This window comes from Pseudomonas sp. SW-3, assembly GCF_016615645.1.
Taxonomy (GTDB): Bacteria; Pseudomonadota; Gammaproteobacteria; order Pseudomonadales; family Pseudomonadaceae; genus Aquipseudomonas; species Aquipseudomonas mandelii.
Map to the genome: position 1 here is coordinate 5,663,926 of NZ_CP067098.1, position 14,366 is coordinate 5,678,291.

Here is a 14,366-nt window from a genome sequence, read left to right on the forward strand (position 1 = left end):
TCCAGCGCCTTTTAGCCCCGCCCGCGCTGGAGATATTCAATGGATCCTGCCGTACTCGAAGAGTGGATGATGACCGGACTGGTCAGCGTCCTGATCATTTTCATGGGTTTCATCGTCTGGGATCTGGCGAAAAAATCCAAGGCCGGACGTTTTGGCTCGTTCATTCTGTTCTTCGTACTGGGTCTGGGCGTGGCTGCGTTCGTGATCAAAAGCGTGGTCATCGGCCTGATCGAAACCGGCACGTTATAAGCGCGCCGGCACTTCCTTCCACTGGCCCTGATCGAGTCCTTCGATTGTCCAGTCGCCGATTCTGACCCGTACCAGGCGCAACGTCGGCAAGCCGACGGCCGCTGTCATGCGCCGCACCTGACGGTTGCGCCCCTCGCGAATCACCAACTCCAGCCAACTGGTCGGCACGCTTTTGCGAAAGCGCACCGGCGGGTTGCGTGGCCACAGCTCGGGCTCCTCCAATTGCCGCGCCTCGGCCGGCAAGGTCATGCCGTCATTCAGTTCGACGCCGTCACGCAAACGCTGCAACTGCTCAGCGCTCGGCTCACCCTCCACCTGCACCCAATAGGTCTTGGCCAATTTGTGTTTCGGGTCGGCGATTCGCGCTTGCAGCTGGCCATCGTTGGTCAGCAGCAGTAATCCTTCGCTGTCGCGGTCCAGCCGTCCTGCGGGATAGATCCCCGGAATCTCGATGTAATCCTTGAGCGTCGCCCGCCCTCCTTCGTCACTGAACTGGGTCAGCACATCGAAGGGTTTGTTGAACAGGATCAGCTTCGGCTCGGCCGGCGGCGCTTTGGCGACACGGCGCGGGGCTGGGGAGGATGGCGCAGGCTTCGCGCCAGGGCGGCGAGAAACGGGACGTTGTGGACGGGGCATGGGAAAGAGGAGCATCTAACGGTCAGGGCTACCAATGCTAGTGCCCTGACCGTCAAATGACCATCACGAATCAGCGGAACGGCGGCTCGTCGAAGCTGCGCAGTTTGCGCGAGTGCAACGAGTTGAGTTCGGTGCGCAACAGATCCACCGCCTCGATGCCGATCTTCAAGTGCTGGCTGACCGCGCGCTCATAGAAGGCGTTGGCCGAACCCGGCAGCTTGATTTCGCTGTGCAGCGGTTTGTCCGACACACAGAGCAACGTGCCATAGGGCACCCGCAGGCGATAGCCTTGGGCGGCGATGGTGCCGCTTTCCATGTCCACCGCCACGGCGCGGGACAAGTTGATCAGCGGACGCTCCTGCGCCCAGCGCAATTCCCAGTTACGGTCGTCGTAGGTCAACACGGTTCCGGTGCGCAGGCGTTTTTTCAGCTCGTCGCCCTTTTCGCCGGTAATGTTGGCGGCCGCTTGCTGCAAGGCCATCTGCACTTCGGCCAGGGCCGGGATCGGAATGTTCGGCGGCACCACCCGGTCGAGAATCCCGTCGCGACGCATGTAAGCGTGCGCCAGCACGTAGTCGCCAATGGTCTGCGACTGACGCAAGCCGCCGCAGTGGCCGATCATCAACCAGCAATGTGGGCGCAGCACCGCCAAGTGGTCGGTGATGTTCTTGGCGTTGGACGGGCCGACGCCGATGTTCACCAGGGTCACGCCATGGCCATCGCTGGCAATCAGGTGATAGGCCGGCATCTGATAGCGGTGCCACACCACGCCCGCAGCAATCGCCGAGGCTTCGCCGTGGTCCATGCTCTTTTCGATGATCACGTTGCCGGGCAATACCATGCGCACGAAACGCGGGTCACTGCGCAACTGCTCCAAACCATGGACGATGAATTGGTCAACGTACCGGTGGTAGTTGGTCAGCAGAATCCACGGCTGCACATGACGCCAGTCGCTGCCGGTGTAATGCACCAGTCGACGCAGGGAGAAATCCACCCGCGCGGCATCGAACAGGGCCAGTGGCAGCGGATCGGTGTTCTCCCAGTCGTACAAGCCATCGGCAATGCCGTCGGTCGCGGCGGACAAGTCGGTGCTCGGGAACACCCGCGCCAGCACGGCGGCGGTAACGCCGGAGCCGGCCAGTTCATCGCCCTGCTCGACAACGTAAGGATAAGGAATGTTTTGCTGGCTGATGCCGACTTCGACGGTCACGGTGAAGTCGTGCATCAACGGCACGAGTTGTTCCAGCAGGTATTTACGGAACGCCGCCGGATGGGTGACGGTGACACTGTAGGTCCCAGGCAGCTGAACCTTGGCGTAAGCGCGGGTGGTCTGTGGGACTTCGCCCTGGCAGTGGTAGGTCAGACGCAGTTCGGGATAACGAAACATCGCACGCTGTTCAGCGTCCGGCTCGACTCGGTCCTTGAGATAACGCTTGAGCGCCTGGTTCAGCGCGGTGGTTGCACGATTGTGCAAGAGCGCAAGCCGGTCCACGGCTTGCTCGGCGGTTTGAACGACAATAAAAGCTTCGGTCACGATCAGCATCCTGTGTTCTGACTTGCAGAGCTTCATCTTGCCTGCATCGTCGCTTCACGGGAACAGTGGCGTGTTGGCTATATGTCACTGATAGCCCCTGTAGGAGTGTGCCTGCTCGCGATAACGGCTTGTCAGTCACATAGATGTTGGATGTGCCAACGCTATCGCGAGCAGGCTCACTCCTACAGGGGTTCTGTGTGGTTCATGCCATCGGAGTCAAAAACCCTGCGGAGTCGAGCGGGCGACGATCGCTTCCACTTCCAGCCCACGCGGCAACGCGCCATACACCCGACCGGCCGAGCCGAGGCGACTGGCGATGAACGCATCGCTGACTGCCGAGTTGCCGGCTTCCAGCAACAGTTTGGCCTGAAGCCCCAGCGCAATGTCTTCAGTGAGCTGCCGCGCACGGTATTGAATGTCGCTGGTGTCCTTGAACGCCGTCTGCAACTGGCTGATGTGCGCAGCCAGGCGCTTATCGCCCTGACCATCACCCAACTCGCTGAACAACACATCAAGCACACCTGGCTCCTTCGATAGCGCCCGCAGCACGTCCAGGCACTGCACGTTGCCGGAACCTTCCCACGTCGAATTGACCGGCGCCTCACGGTAGAGGCGCGGGAGGATGCTTTCCTCGACATAGCCCGCACCGCCCATGCATTCGGCGGCTTCGTTGATCATTGCCGGGGCGCGCTTGCAGATCCAGTACTTGCCCACCGCCGTCACCAACCGGGCGAATTTGGCTTCGTGGCTGTCATCCAGATGATCCAGCGCCTTGCCCATGCGCAGGCTCAAGGCCAGGGCCGCTTCGCTTTCCAGCGCCAGATCAGCGAGTACGTTTTGCATCAACGGCTGTTCGCTGAGCAACTTGCCGCCGACCATGCGATGTGCGCAGTGATGGCTGGCCTGGGTCAGCGCCTGACGCATCAGCGAGCTGGAACCGACCATGCAATCGAAGCGAGTCATCGCGACCATTTCAATGATGGTCGGAACACCGCGCCCTTCTTCACCGACCATCCACGCCAGCGCGCCACGAAACTCCACTTCGCTGGAGGCATTGGAGCAATTGCCGAGTTTGTTCTTCAGGCGCTGGATGTAGAACTGATTGCGCGTGTCGTCCGGGCGATGGCGCGGCAGAAGGAAACAGGTCAAGCCCTTGTCGGTCTGCGCCAACGTCAGGAAGGCATCGCACATCGGCGCGGAACAGAACCACTTGTGCCCGACCAATTCATAAGCCTGGCCCGGGCCACTGGCGCCGACCGGGTACGCCTTGGTGGTGTTGGCCCGCACGTCGGTGCCGCCCTGTTTCTCGGTCATCGCCATGCCGATGGTGACACCGGCCTTGTGGGCCATGCCGACATTGCGCGGGTCGTATTCGGTCGAGAGGATTTTCGGCAGCCACTGCTCGGCCAGGTCCGGTTGCAGGCGCATCGCCGGGACGCTGGCGAAGGTCATGGTCAACGGGCAACCGCTGCCGGCTTCGGCCTGGCTGTGCAGGTACGTCATCGACGCGCGAGCCACATGGGCGCCAGGTTGCGGATGTGCCCAGGGTAATGAGGTCAAGCCGTGCTCGACCGCCGTGCGCATCAACTGGTGATACGCCGGGTGAAATTCCACCAGGTCGATGCGATGCCCGTATCGGTCATGGCTGACGAACACCGGTTTGTTCTGATTGGCCAGGAACCCTGCTTCCATCAGCGGCCCGCCGGCCAATGCACCATAAGCGTCGATCCGCGACTCGGCCCAACCCGCCCCGAAACGCCGAGACCATTCTTGCAAAGGCAGGTCGATGCGATAGAGGTTGGCGCCGTCCAGCGACGGGGGCTGATTGGTGACTTCGTGGGTTTCGGCGAACTGATGCAGGTTCATGACGGGGCTCCTTTGGTCAGCCAAGGGATTCAGTTAAGCACCGCCTCTTGGCCGAACAAAGTGTCATACCCGCCTAAATGTCGGCGCTTTCGCCTTGCCCTGAACAGAGTACCCGGCGATAGAGCGCCGCTTGCAGATCCTCGAATTTCACCGGTTTGCTCAGGTGATCGATCAAGGCTCCCGTCGGGCAGCGCTCCCGGTCGGCGCTCACGGCAATCACGAACACCGGCAAGTCGGCACAGCCCGGCAAGCCGCGGATCTGGCAGCAAAAGGCGGTGCCATCCAGCGTCGGCAACTGACCATCGAGCAGGACAGCATCGAAGCTTTCACGCTGCAAGAGGTCGAGCGCGGCAGCGCCGCTGTCGGTGGCGCGCACCCGGAACCCGAGCTTGAGCAACATGCCACGCATCACCAATTGATTGATGCTGTTGTCATCCACCAGCAGCACCGTGCAGTCCTGTGGCAATCGAAGACGCGGAAACTCGCGGGTCATCAAGGGCACTGCCGGCCGCTCGACCACAGGCAGTTCGAACTCGACGTCCAACTGGAAACGGCTGCCGCTGCCGGGCTCGGATCGATGGGTGAGGCGTCCGCCGAGCAATTCGACCAGTTGCCGACAGATCGCCAGGCCTACGCCCAGGCCGCCGTATTCACGGGTCATCGAGCCGTCGAGCTGGAAGAAGCGCTGATACAGCGTCGCCTCTCCCAGATCGGTAAAACCGATACCGGTGTCGATCACCGCAAACGACATCGACACCCGGCCGTTTTCCACCGGTTTACCCGTCACGCGCAGGGCCAGCCCGCCGACCCGGGTGAATTTGATGGCGTTATCCAGCAGGCATTCCAGGCATTGCGCCAACTTGGCGCTGTCACCGTTCAAGCGATCCGGCAGGCCCGGCATCACTTCGACTTTGAAGTCCAGGGACTTGCCTGAAGCATTGCCCTCGAATTGGGTGCGCAAGGTGTCGACCACGCCACGCAGACTGAACGTTGCCGGGATGACTTTAAGCTTGCCGGCCTGCAACTCGGTGAGGGTCAGGATGCCGTTGACCATGCGCATCATGTCCCGTGCGGAGCCGGCGGCGGTTTGCTGGTATTGCTCCAGTTCCGGGTCCATCTCGACGGTTTGCATCAACTCCAGCGAACCGATCACACCGTTCATGGGCGTGCGCAATTCGTGGGTCAGGGTGGCGAGGAATTCATCCTTGAGCTTGTTACTGTGGGCCAGTTGCTGGTTCAGCACCTCGAGTTTCTGACCGGCATCGAACAGCGTCTGCGCTTGCTGCTCGCGCATGGCGTTGATGCGGTCGGCCAAGGCGAGGGACAGCAGCGCCACTTCGATGGCCGAACCGATCTGGCTGGAATACATGGTCAGGAACACGTTCGGCAGGTATCCCAACACCATGAGGGTGTTGACGATGCCGCCGAGCAGGAAGGCCGACCAGGCAATGATGAAATATCGGGCCACCCGCAAGCCACCGAGCCATGCGCATAGCCCGGCGATGAAAATCGCCACGGTGAAAACCAACGCCAAGGCTGTTGCCAGGCGCAAGGCCAGGGCGTAGCTGGTCATCAACGACAACCCGACCACGAGCGCACTGAACGCCACCAGCGCCAACAGTAAACGGTCGAGCCAGCGACTGTGGTTGGCCGTCTGCAAGAAGCTGCGGGCGAACTGGCTGCCGAACAGTCCAGCACAACCGATGAAGAATGGCGTCGCGGCGTTGGCCCACCACGGATTGTCCGGCCAGAAATACTCCACGGCTGCGCCGTTCACTGACAGTTGATACAGGCCGAAGGAAGCGATGTAGAAGATGTAATAGAGATAGCTGGTGTCGCGCACGCTGAGGTAGATGAACAGGTTGTAGACCAGCATCCCCAACAACACGCCATAAATCAGCCCCAGCACATAAAGGCGGACCGGCTGTTCTTCGAGGTAAGCGGTGCTCGACCACAAGGTGACGGGCGCCTGGATCGACCCTTCGCTTTGCAGGCGCAAGTACACGGTTTGCGCCTGGTCAGGCAGGAAATTGAGATCGAACAGGTAGTTGTTCTGGCGGAACTCGCGACTGGCAAACGGCAACGCATCGCCTGTTTGCCGGGCCAATCGAAAGTCACCTCCAGCATCGGGCAAGTAGAGATCGAGGTGATCGAGGGGCGGATAGGCCAGTTCCAGCAGCCAGGTCCGTTGCGCCGCCGGGTTCGACGGACGGTAATGCAGATCGATTTTCAGCCAGAACACCGAACGCGAGTAACCGGCGTTGAGGGTGGCTTTATCGTGGGGCTTGAAGTTACCGGCCGCGGCTTGCGCACGGACATCGGCGATGGTCGCCTGACCGCCCGCGTCTTCGTAGACCTGCAGGGTTCGGCCCAGGGGAAGGCTCTGGGTGAATTCATCGAATTCGACGGCGCTCGCCATGAGGGGCAAGCACAACAGCAACATCAGCAAATAGCGCATTTAAGCCCCAGCGTGGCCTGTCCGGTTATCTCAGGAAGCCCCTCATTCCCTTTGAGTAGACGTAAAACCGGTATTACCTGTTATTGGTTTGGATCCACTCTAGCATAGCCGCTGATGGCCATTGAGCACCATTGAAATTTTTCCTGCAATGGCTCTAGTACGGGCGTTCCAGCGACGAACTTCAGGAAAATCTGTTTACACGGTCAGCTTATGGCTATATGCAACACCTGAGGCAAGGGAGCTTGCTCACATGGAGGTGCGCAGCGCCCCACCCTTTGCATTCGGTCGGTAACATTGCGTCGCCAGATTCACCACGGCTTCGCAGCGGAACGGGGCAAGCCCCCTCACCACAATGTATCGGCAGACCTGGCGACCACTGCACCCGAAAATCGATGTTTGGTGGTAAGCTCGCGCACCATGAATATCTACAGCTCTCGCCCCGTTGTCCTCTGTCTCTCCGGCCACGACCCCAGTGGTGGCGCCGGCTTGCAGGCAGATATCGAAGCCCTGCTCGCCCAGGGTTGTCATGCGGCCCCGGCCGTCACCGCCCTGACCGTGCAAGACACGGTCAACGTCACTGACTTTCGCGTGCTCGACCGCGAGTGGGTGCTGGCCCAGGCCAACGCCGTGCTCAACGACTCCGAAGTCGCTGCCGTGAAACTGGGCATGCTCGGTTCCCTGGAGATGGTCGACACCGTGGTCGAACTGCTCTCGGCGCACCCGCACTTGCCGGTGGTCTGCGACCCGGTGCTGCGCGCCGGTGGCGGCGGACGCCTGGGCAAGGATGAAGTCGGCTACGCCATGCGCGAACGCCTGCTGCCCCTGTCCATCATCGCCACCCCTAACCTGCCCGAAGCCCGCATCCTCGCCGAACTGCCCGAAGGCACCGCGGACGAGTGCGCTGAAAAACTCCTGCCGTTCGTCAAGCACCTGCTGATCACCGGCGGCCATGGCGACGAACACGAAATCCACAATCGCCTGTACAGCCGCGATGGTCACCGCGAAACCTTTACTTGCCAACGCTTGCCCGGCAGTTATCACGGTTCCGGTTGCACCTTGGCCAGCGCCCTGGCCGGTCGTCTGGCCCAGGGTGAAAATCTCGTCAGTGCCGTGCAGACCGCGCTTAACTACACGTGGCGTACCCTGCGGGATGCCGAGCAGTTGGGCAAAGGCCAGTTCGTGCCGCGTCGCCTGCCGCTGGATTTCTGTTCGTAACTTTCTATTCGCACTGCGGTGAGGCTTGTCCGATGAAACTACGTGGCCTGTACGCCATTACCGACAGCCAGTTGCTGGCCGGTAAATTTCTTTCGTACGTGGAGGCGGCGCTGGAAGGCGGCGTCACCCTGCTGCAATACCGCGACAAAAGCAGCGACGAGGCCCGACGTTTGCGTGAGGCCGAAGCCCTGCGCAATCTGTGCGACCGCTACAAGACTCAGCTGATTATCAATGACGACGCCGAACTGGCCGCTCGCCTGAATGTCGGCGTACACCTGGGCCAGACCGATGGCCCGCTGTCGCCGACCCGTGCGCTGCTCGGTCGCCAGGCAATCATCGGTTCGACCTGTCACGCGCAACTCGAACTCGCCGAGCAAGCAGCCAAGGAAGGCGCCAGTTACGTCGCCTTCGGCCGCTTCTTCAATTCCAATACCAAACCCGGCGCACCGACCTGCAGCCTCGAACTGCTGGACCAGGCCCGCAGCAAACTGCACCTGCCGATCTGCGCGATCGGCGGCATCACCCTCGACAACGCCGCCCCGCTGGTGGCCCACGGGGTCGACTTGCTGGCGGTGGTGCATGGCCTGTTTGGCGCCGAGAGCACGGCTGAAGTGACACGCCGTGCCCGCGCCTTTAACGAATTACTGAAAATCTGATTTGAGAGCCCGATTATGTCTCGTTCCGAAACCCTGTTTGCCAACGCCCAGAAACACATCCCCGGTGGCGTGAACTCGCCTGTTCGCGCGTTCAAAAGTGTGGGCGGCACGCCGCTGTTCTTCAAACACGCCGAAGGCGCCTACGTCACCGACGAAGACGACAAGCGTTACGTTGACTACGTCGGTTCCTGGGGCCCGATGATTCTCGGTCACAGCCACCCGGACGTGCTGGACGCTGTGCGTAAACAACTGGAGCACGGCTTGTCCTACGGCGCCCCGACCGCGATGGAAACCGAGATGGCCGACCTGGTCTGCTCGATCGTGCCGTCGATGGAAATGGTGCGCATGGTCAGCTCCGGCACCGAAGCGACCATGAGTGCCATCCGTCTGGCCCGTGGTTTCACCGGTCGCGACAACATCATCAAGTTCGAAGGCTGCTATCACGGTCACTCCGACAGCCTGCTGGTCAAGGCCGGCTCCGGCGCGCTGACCCAAGGCGTGCCGAGCTCGGCCGGTGTGCCGGCGGATTTCGCCAAGCACACCCTGACTCTGCCGTTCAATGACATCGACGCGGTCGAAGCCATGCTCGCTGACGTCGGCCAGGACGTGGCCTGCATCATCGTCGAGCCGGTGGCCGGCAACATGAACTGCGTTCCGCCGGCGCCAGGTTTCCTCGAAGGCCTGCGGACCCTGTGCGACAAATACGGCGTAGTGCTGATTTTCGACGAAGTGATGACCGGTTTCCGAGTTGCCCTCGGCGGTGCACAAGCGCACTTCGGCGTGACGCCGGACCTGAGCACCTTTGGCAAGATCATCGGTGGCGGCATGCCGGTCGGCTGCTTCGGCGGCAAGCGCGAAATCATGTCGCACATCGCGCCACTGGGTCCGGTGTATCAGGCAGGCACCTTGTCGGGTAACCCATTGGCAATGGCGGCGGGCCTGACGACGTTGCGCCTGATCAGCCGTCCCGGTTTCCACGACGAGCTGACCGACTACACCAGCCGCTTGCTCGATGGCCTGCAACAGCGCGCCGATGCTGCTGGCATTCCGTTCGTGACCACGCAGGCTGGCGGTATGTTTGGCCTGTACTTCAGCGGTGCCGACGACATCGTGACTTTCGATGACGTGATGGCCAGCGACGCCAAGCTGTTCGGTCGTTTCTTCCACTTGATGCTCGAGGGCGGCGTGTACCTGGCACCAAGCGCTTTCGAAGCCGGCTTCACCTCGATCGCTCATGGCGAAGCCGAGTTGAAACTGACGCTGGATGCCGCCGAGCGTGCCTTCGCCGCATTGAAATAACGCTGTGCCCGCTGACGTTGGCGATTGCCAGCGTCAGCTTTCACCTGGATTTACACCTTTATTCCTACGCTTCTGCTAATAATCCCCCGTCAATCGGGCGATATATTCCCCGTGCAGCAGAAAAACGAGTAAAGACTTTGTAAGGTTGGCCCTGCTTATTTCATAATGCGCGCTTATTGGATCCCCTCGATGGGTCCGCGCGCCCTTCAGAGGTAAGTCGATTCCCATGAACCGCACCGGCCGCGCCCTTGCACTGGGCTGCCTGTTGCTCCTTCAGCCCCTGCTCGCGCTCGCACAAGCAGGCGGCAACTCGTTGTTAATCCCAGCGATGGGTCGCTGCACCCTCAATACTCAGCCGCAAGACCTGACGCAAGCGCTCGCTGCCTGCCAGAAAGCGTCGGATGAAGGGGATGCACAAGCGCAATACGAGTTAGGTGAGTTCTACTACGACGGCAAAAACACCCCGCGCGACCTCAATAAGGCCCTGGGCTATTTTGAAAAAGCTTCGTTGCAAGGCCACGCCCAGGCGCAATTCAAACTCGGCACCATGTTCTTTCACGGCGAAGGCGTACCGGCCAATAACGTTCAGGCGTATATCGTGCTGAAAATGGCCGCGGTCAACGGTGCTGAAGAGGCACTGGATACGGCCGACGAAGTGGCCGAGAAGATGCCCCGCGAAGACCTTGAAATGGCGACTCAGGTGCTTGGGCAAATCTTCCGTAAATACCTGATGGAATTGCAGAGCGCCGATGGGCGTACGCCGTTTTCGCCGCTGCCCTGATTGACGCAGGCCCCTGTGGCGAGGGAGCTTGCTCCCGCTCGGCTGCGCAGCAGTCGTAACGTCAAACAATGCGGTGAATCAGAAAAACGGTGTTTGCAGAGTTTAGGGCCGCTTCGCGCCCCAGCGGGAGCAAGCTCCCTCGCCACAAACAACCCAGTTCATTTCAAAAGCTTTCCTGCTTACTTCTCAGGCATCGGCATCGGAAACGGCATGACATTGCCGACCGCGCCGCGGGCTTCGCTGATTTTCGGTGTGCCGAGGCGTTCCACTTCGTCGATGCGCACAATCGAATGCATCGGCACAAAACTGCGCACCACGCCTTCGAACTGAGCTTTCAACTTCTCTTCGCTCGGGTCGACGACCACTTGCGTGCGCTCGCCAAAGACGAACTCTTCCACTTCCAGGAAGCCCCACAGATCACTTTGATAGATCTGCTTGGCATACATTTCGTACACCTGGCCCTGGTTGAGGAAAATCACCTTGTAGATTGGGGCTTCACGTTTGGTCATGGTGGGCGGGCAACACATAGGGGATAAAAATGAGGGCGCGAACTATAGCATAGCCGCCGGACGCACAGCGGTAGGAACCTTGGGACATGTTCCCTATAATGCGCGGTTCTTTGAATCACGTGATGACACTGTCCATGGCCAAGAAGCTTTACATCGAAACCCACGGTTGCCAGATGAACGAGTACGACAGCTCGCGCATGGTCGATCTGCTGGGTGAACATCAGGCCCTGGAAGTGACCGCTCGCGCTGAAGACGCCGACGTGATCCTGCTCAACACCTGCTCCATTCGTGAACGCGCCCAGGACCGGGTGTACTCCCAGCTCGGCCGCTGGCGCGAACTGAAACTGGCCAACCCGGACATGGTCATCGCCGTCGGCGGTTGCGTGGCCAGCCAGGAAGGCGCGGCCATTCGCGATCGCGCGCCGTATGTGGACGTGGTGTTCGGCCCGCAGACCCTGCACCGCCTGCCGGAAATGATCGACGCCGCGCGCGCCACCAAGCTGCCGCAAGTCGACGTCTCGTTCCCGGAAATCGAAAAATTCGACCACTTGCCCGAGCCGCGCATCGATGGCCCGAGCGCTTATGTGTCGGTCATGGAAGGCTGTAGCAAATACTGCACCTTCTGCGTGGTGCCTTATACCCGCGGTGAAGAAGTCAGTCGGCCGTTTGATGACGTCATTGCCGAGATCATGCACCTGGCCGAAAACGGCGTGCGCGAAGTGACGCTGCTGGGCCAGAACGTCAACGGCTATCGCGGGACCACGCACGACGGACGTTTGGCCGATCTGGCCGAGCTGATTCGTGTGGTGGCCGCCGTCGATGGCATCGACCGGATTCGCTACACCACCTCGCACCCGCTGGAGTTCTCCGACAGCCTGATCCAGGCCCACGCCGACGTGCCGGAACTGGTAAAACACCTGCACTTGCCGGTGCAATCGGGCTCGGACCGCATTCTCTCGGCGATGAAACGCAACCACACCGCGCTGGAATACAAATCCAAACTTCGCAAGCTGCGGGCAGCTGTCCCAGGGATCTGCATCAGTTCGGACTTCATCGTCGGCTTCCCGGGCGAGACCGAGAAAGACTTCGAACAGACCATGAAGCTGATCGAAGACGTCGGTTTCGACTTCTCCTACTCGTTCGTCTACAGCCAGCGCCCAGGCACCCCGGCTGCGGATCTGGCCGACGAGACGCCGGAAGAACTGAAGAAAGAACGGTTGAACGCGCTGCAACATCGCTTGAACCAGCAAGGTTTCGAGATCAGCCGACAAATGGTCGGTTCTATCCAGCGGATTCTGGTCACGGATTATTCGAAAAAAGACCCCGGCGAGCTGCAAGGCCGGACCGAGAATAACCGGATCGTCAACTTCCGCTGCGACAATCCGACCCTGATCGGCCAGTTCGCCGACGTGCACATCGACGCCGCACAGCCGCACTCGCTGCGGGGCTCGCTGATTTCGTAACACCGTAAAACCTGTAGGAACGAGGCTTGCCCGCGAAGGCGGACTGACACTCACCACATGAGTCGTCTGAAATACCGCCTTCGCGGGCAAGCTTCGCTCCTACAGGGCCGGTGTTTGGCGCTGGATTATTTAAGAGCTTTCGCACCCAGCCCACTGGCGTTATCCTTGATTTCATCTTAATTGCCCCAGGGCGGCTAAATACGACCTTGAACGCACCCATAGAACCACATCGTTTTATCCTCGAGCCCTTTGAGGCCCGTCGCTTCGCCAATCTGTGCGGGCAATTCGACGAGCATCTGCGCTTGATCGAACAGCGCCTGACCATCGAGATCCGCAACCGCGGAAACCAGTTCGAGCTGATCGGCGAGCCCAAACACACCACCTCCGCGGAAAATCTGATTCGTCGTCTGTATCGGGAAACCAAAGGTACAGAGCTGTCGCCGGACACGGTTCACCTGTTCCTGCAGGAATCGGCCGTCGAAGAGCTGGACAACGTCTCCCCGTCCGAACCCTCCGTCGCTCTGCGCACCAAAAAAGGCATGATTCGCCCTCGCGGCTTGAATCAGCTGCGCTACGTGAAGGAAATCCTCGGTAACGACATCAATTTCGGCATCGGCCCGGCCGGTACCGGCAAGACCTATCTGGCCGTTGCCTGCGCGGTAGACGCGCTGGAACGCGAGCAGATTCGCCGCATCCTGCTGGTGCGTCCGGCGGTTGAAGCGGGCGAGAAGCTTGGCTTCCTGCCCGGCGACCTGTCGCAAAAGATCGACCCATACCTGCGCCCGCTCTACGACGCACTCTACGAGATGCTCGGCTTCGAACACGTCGCCAAGCTCATCGAGCGCCAGGTGATCGAAGTTGCGCCACTGGCCTACATGCGCGGTCGCACGCTGAACAACAGTTTCATCATCCTCGACGAAAGCCAGAACACCACCGTCGAGCAGATGAAAATGTTCCTGACCCGGATCGGCTTCGGCTCCACGGCCGTCATCACCGGTGACATCACCCAGGTCGACCTGCCGAAAGGCACCAAGTCCGGGCTGCACCATGTGATTGAAGTACTCAAAGACGTGCCGGGTATCAGCTTCACCCATTTCATGCCCAAGGACGTTGTGCGCCATCCATTGGTGCAACGCATCGTCGAAGCCTACGAGCGCTTCGAGAATCGCGCGGCAGACGAAACACCAAAGGACAGTCGCCGCGATGCTTGAGCTTGATCTGCAACTGGCTACCGAGGCGCCTGCACCCAGCGAAGCCGAGTTCCGCCAATGGTGCGAACTGGCCCTGCGCCAGCGCACTGCCGACTCTGAAATGACCATTCGCCTAGTCGATGACGAAGAGGCCCGCGAGCTGAACCACACCTGGCGGCAAAAGAATTACGCCACCAACGTCCTGTCGTTTCCGGCCGATGTGCCTGACGAGTTTCTCGACATCCCGCTGCTGGGCGATCTGGTGATCTGCGTGGCCGTGGTCGAGCGCGAAGCCGCCGAACAGGGCAAGGAACTAAAGGCCCATTGGGCGCATCTGGTGGTTCATGGCTGCTTGCATCTGCTGGGTTACGACCATATAGATGATGACGAAGCCGAAGAAATGGAAGCACTGGAACGAACGTTGCTTGCCGAGTTGGGCTTTCCCGACCCTTATGCGGACGACGAAACAGACACAACCCCTATCGTTACAACAAAGGATTCAGAGTAATC

Annotated in this window: 13 protein-coding genes; 8 read left to right on the plus strand and 5 right to left on the minus strand. The window is 60.4% G+C overall.

Annotated elements, in window-relative coordinates; genetic code table 11:
- The first annotated feature begins 39 nt into the window (after nucleotides 1-39).
- A complete protein-coding gene (locus JIO00_RS25640; protein WP_010467392.1) occupies nucleotides 40-249 on the plus strand; it encodes a DUF2788 domain-containing protein in 210 nt (69 codons plus the stop codon).
- On the opposite strand, the gene JIO00_RS25645 is transcribed toward JIO00_RS25640, so the two are convergent.
- The 4 genes from JIO00_RS25645 to JIO00_RS25660 all read right to left on the minus strand — a co-directional run bounded on the left by JIO00_RS25645 (nucleotide 244) and on the right by JIO00_RS25660 (nucleotide 6,743).
- Complete coding sequence (locus tag JIO00_RS25645; protein WP_234452910.1) at nucleotides 244-885, minus strand: pseudouridine synthase; 642 nt, start codon at nucleotides 883-885, stop codon at nucleotides 244-246. The genes JIO00_RS25640 and JIO00_RS25645 overlap by 6 nt on opposite strands.
- A gap of 70 nt (nucleotides 886-955) precedes the next feature.
- Nucleotides 956-2,455, minus strand: coding sequence for an AMP nucleosidase (gene amn, locus JIO00_RS25650; protein WP_169858286.1), 1,500 nt, complete (start codon nucleotides 2,453-2,455; stop codon nucleotides 956-958).
- Nucleotides 2,456-2,635: 180 nt separating this feature from the next.
- The gene (locus tag JIO00_RS25655; RefSeq protein ID WP_200667092.1) at nucleotides 2,636-4,285 is read right to left on the minus strand and encodes an acyl-CoA dehydrogenase family protein; all 1,650 of its coding nucleotides are present in this window, start codon (nucleotides 4,283-4,285) and stop codon (nucleotides 2,636-2,638) included.
- A gap of 73 nt (nucleotides 4,286-4,358) precedes the next feature.
- Nucleotides 4,359-6,743, minus strand: coding sequence for a hybrid sensor histidine kinase/response regulator (locus tag JIO00_RS25660; RefSeq protein WP_200667094.1), 2,385 nt, complete (start codon nucleotides 6,741-6,743; stop codon nucleotides 4,359-4,361).
- 417 nt (nucleotides 6,744-7,160) lie between these two features.
- Here JIO00_RS25660 and JIO00_RS25665 point away from each other — a divergent pair, with 417 nt between their 5' ends.
- The 4 genes from JIO00_RS25665 to JIO00_RS25680 all read left to right on the plus strand — a co-directional run bounded on the left by JIO00_RS25665 (nucleotide 7,161) and on the right by JIO00_RS25680 (nucleotide 10,694).
- Nucleotides 7,161-7,958, plus strand: coding sequence for a hydroxymethylpyrimidine/phosphomethylpyrimidine kinase (locus JIO00_RS25665; RefSeq protein WP_010467387.1), 798 nt, complete (start codon nucleotides 7,161-7,163; stop codon nucleotides 7,956-7,958).
- A 32-nt stretch (nucleotides 7,959-7,990) separates the two neighbouring features.
- Nucleotides 7,991-8,614, plus strand: coding sequence for a thiamine phosphate synthase (thiE, locus tag JIO00_RS25670; RefSeq protein ID WP_010467386.1), 624 nt, complete (start codon nucleotides 7,991-7,993; stop codon nucleotides 8,612-8,614).
- Nucleotides 8,615-8,629: 15 nt separating this feature from the next.
- Nucleotides 8,630-9,913, plus strand: coding sequence for a glutamate-1-semialdehyde 2,1-aminomutase (hemL, locus tag JIO00_RS25675; protein WP_169858289.1), 1,284 nt, complete (start codon nucleotides 8,630-8,632; stop codon nucleotides 9,911-9,913).
- Nucleotides 9,914-10,139: 226 nt separating this feature from the next.
- Nucleotides 10,140-10,694, plus strand: coding sequence for a tetratricopeptide repeat protein (locus JIO00_RS25680; RefSeq protein WP_010467384.1), 555 nt, complete (start codon nucleotides 10,140-10,142; stop codon nucleotides 10,692-10,694).
- Between the two features lie 179 nt (nucleotides 10,695-10,873).
- Here the strand turns inward: JIO00_RS25680 and JIO00_RS25685 are convergent, their stop codons facing one another.
- On the minus strand, nucleotides 10,874-11,203 hold the full coding sequence (locus JIO00_RS25685) for a DUF1820 family protein (protein WP_007894425.1): 330 nt from the start codon (nucleotides 11,201-11,203) through the stop codon (nucleotides 10,874-10,876).
- A 134-nt stretch (nucleotides 11,204-11,337) separates the two neighbouring features.
- Between JIO00_RS25685 and miaB the strand changes: the two genes are divergently transcribed.
- The 3 genes from miaB (at nucleotide 11,338) to ybeY (ending at nucleotide 14,364) form a co-directional block, all read left to right on the plus strand.
- Nucleotides 11,338-12,666 carry a tRNA (N6-isopentenyl adenosine(37)-C2)-methylthiotransferase MiaB gene (gene miaB, locus JIO00_RS25690; RefSeq protein WP_010467383.1) on the plus strand — a complete coding sequence of 443 codons (1,329 nt, stop codon included), beginning with the start codon at nucleotides 11,338-11,340 and terminating at the stop codon, nucleotides 12,664-12,666.
- Nucleotides 12,667-12,872: 206 nt separating this feature from the next.
- The gene (locus tag JIO00_RS25695) at nucleotides 12,873-13,877 is read left to right on the plus strand and encodes a PhoH family protein (RefSeq protein WP_010467382.1); all 1,005 of its coding nucleotides are present in this window, start codon (nucleotides 12,873-12,875) and stop codon (nucleotides 13,875-13,877) included.
- Nucleotides 13,870-14,364 carry an rRNA maturation RNase YbeY gene (gene ybeY / locus JIO00_RS25700; protein WP_154913088.1) on the plus strand — a complete coding sequence of 165 codons (495 nt, stop codon included), beginning with the start codon at nucleotides 13,870-13,872 and terminating at the stop codon, nucleotides 14,362-14,364. The genes JIO00_RS25695 and ybeY overlap by 8 nt, the downstream gene beginning before the upstream one ends.
- The last annotated feature ends 2 nt before the right edge of the window (nucleotides 14,365-14,366 follow it).

Excerpts from the sequence above, each read along its gene's own strand:
- JIO00_RS25640 (WP_010467392.1), top strand. The coding sequence starts at position 40 with ATGGATCCTGCCGTACTCGAAGAGTGGATGATGACCGGACTGGTCAGC.
- JIO00_RS25645 (WP_234452910.1), bottom strand. The coding sequence starts at position 885 with ATGCCCCGTCCACAACGTCCCGTTTCTCGCCGCCCTGGCGCGAAGCCT.
- amn (WP_169858286.1), bottom strand. The coding sequence starts at position 2,455 with ATGAAGCTCTGCAAGTCAGAACACAGGATGCTGATCGTGACCGAAGCT.
- JIO00_RS25655 (WP_200667092.1), bottom strand. The coding sequence starts at position 4,285 with ATGAACCTGCATCAGTTCGCCGAAACCCACGAAGTCACCAATCAGCCC.
- JIO00_RS25660 (WP_200667094.1), bottom strand. The coding sequence starts at position 6,743 with ATGCGCTATTTGCTGATGTTGCTGTTGTGCTTGCCCCTCATGGCGAGC.
- JIO00_RS25665 (WP_010467387.1), top strand. The coding sequence starts at position 7,161 with ATGAATATCTACAGCTCTCGCCCCGTTGTCCTCTGTCTCTCCGGCCAC.
- thiE (WP_010467386.1), top strand. The coding sequence starts at position 7,991 with ATGAAACTACGTGGCCTGTACGCCATTACCGACAGCCAGTTGCTGGCC.
- hemL (WP_169858289.1), top strand. The coding sequence starts at position 8,630 with ATGTCTCGTTCCGAAACCCTGTTTGCCAACGCCCAGAAACACATCCCC.
- JIO00_RS25680 (WP_010467384.1), top strand. The coding sequence starts at position 10,140 with ATGAACCGCACCGGCCGCGCCCTTGCACTGGGCTGCCTGTTGCTCCTT.
- JIO00_RS25685 (WP_007894425.1), bottom strand. The coding sequence starts at position 11,203 with ATGACCAAACGTGAAGCCCCAATCTACAAGGTGATTTTCCTCAACCAG.
- miaB (WP_010467383.1), top strand. The coding sequence starts at position 11,338 with ATGGCCAAGAAGCTTTACATCGAAACCCACGGTTGCCAGATGAACGAG.
- ybeY (WP_154913088.1), top strand. The coding sequence starts at position 13,870 with ATGCTTGAGCTTGATCTGCAACTGGCTACCGAGGCGCCTGCACCCAGC.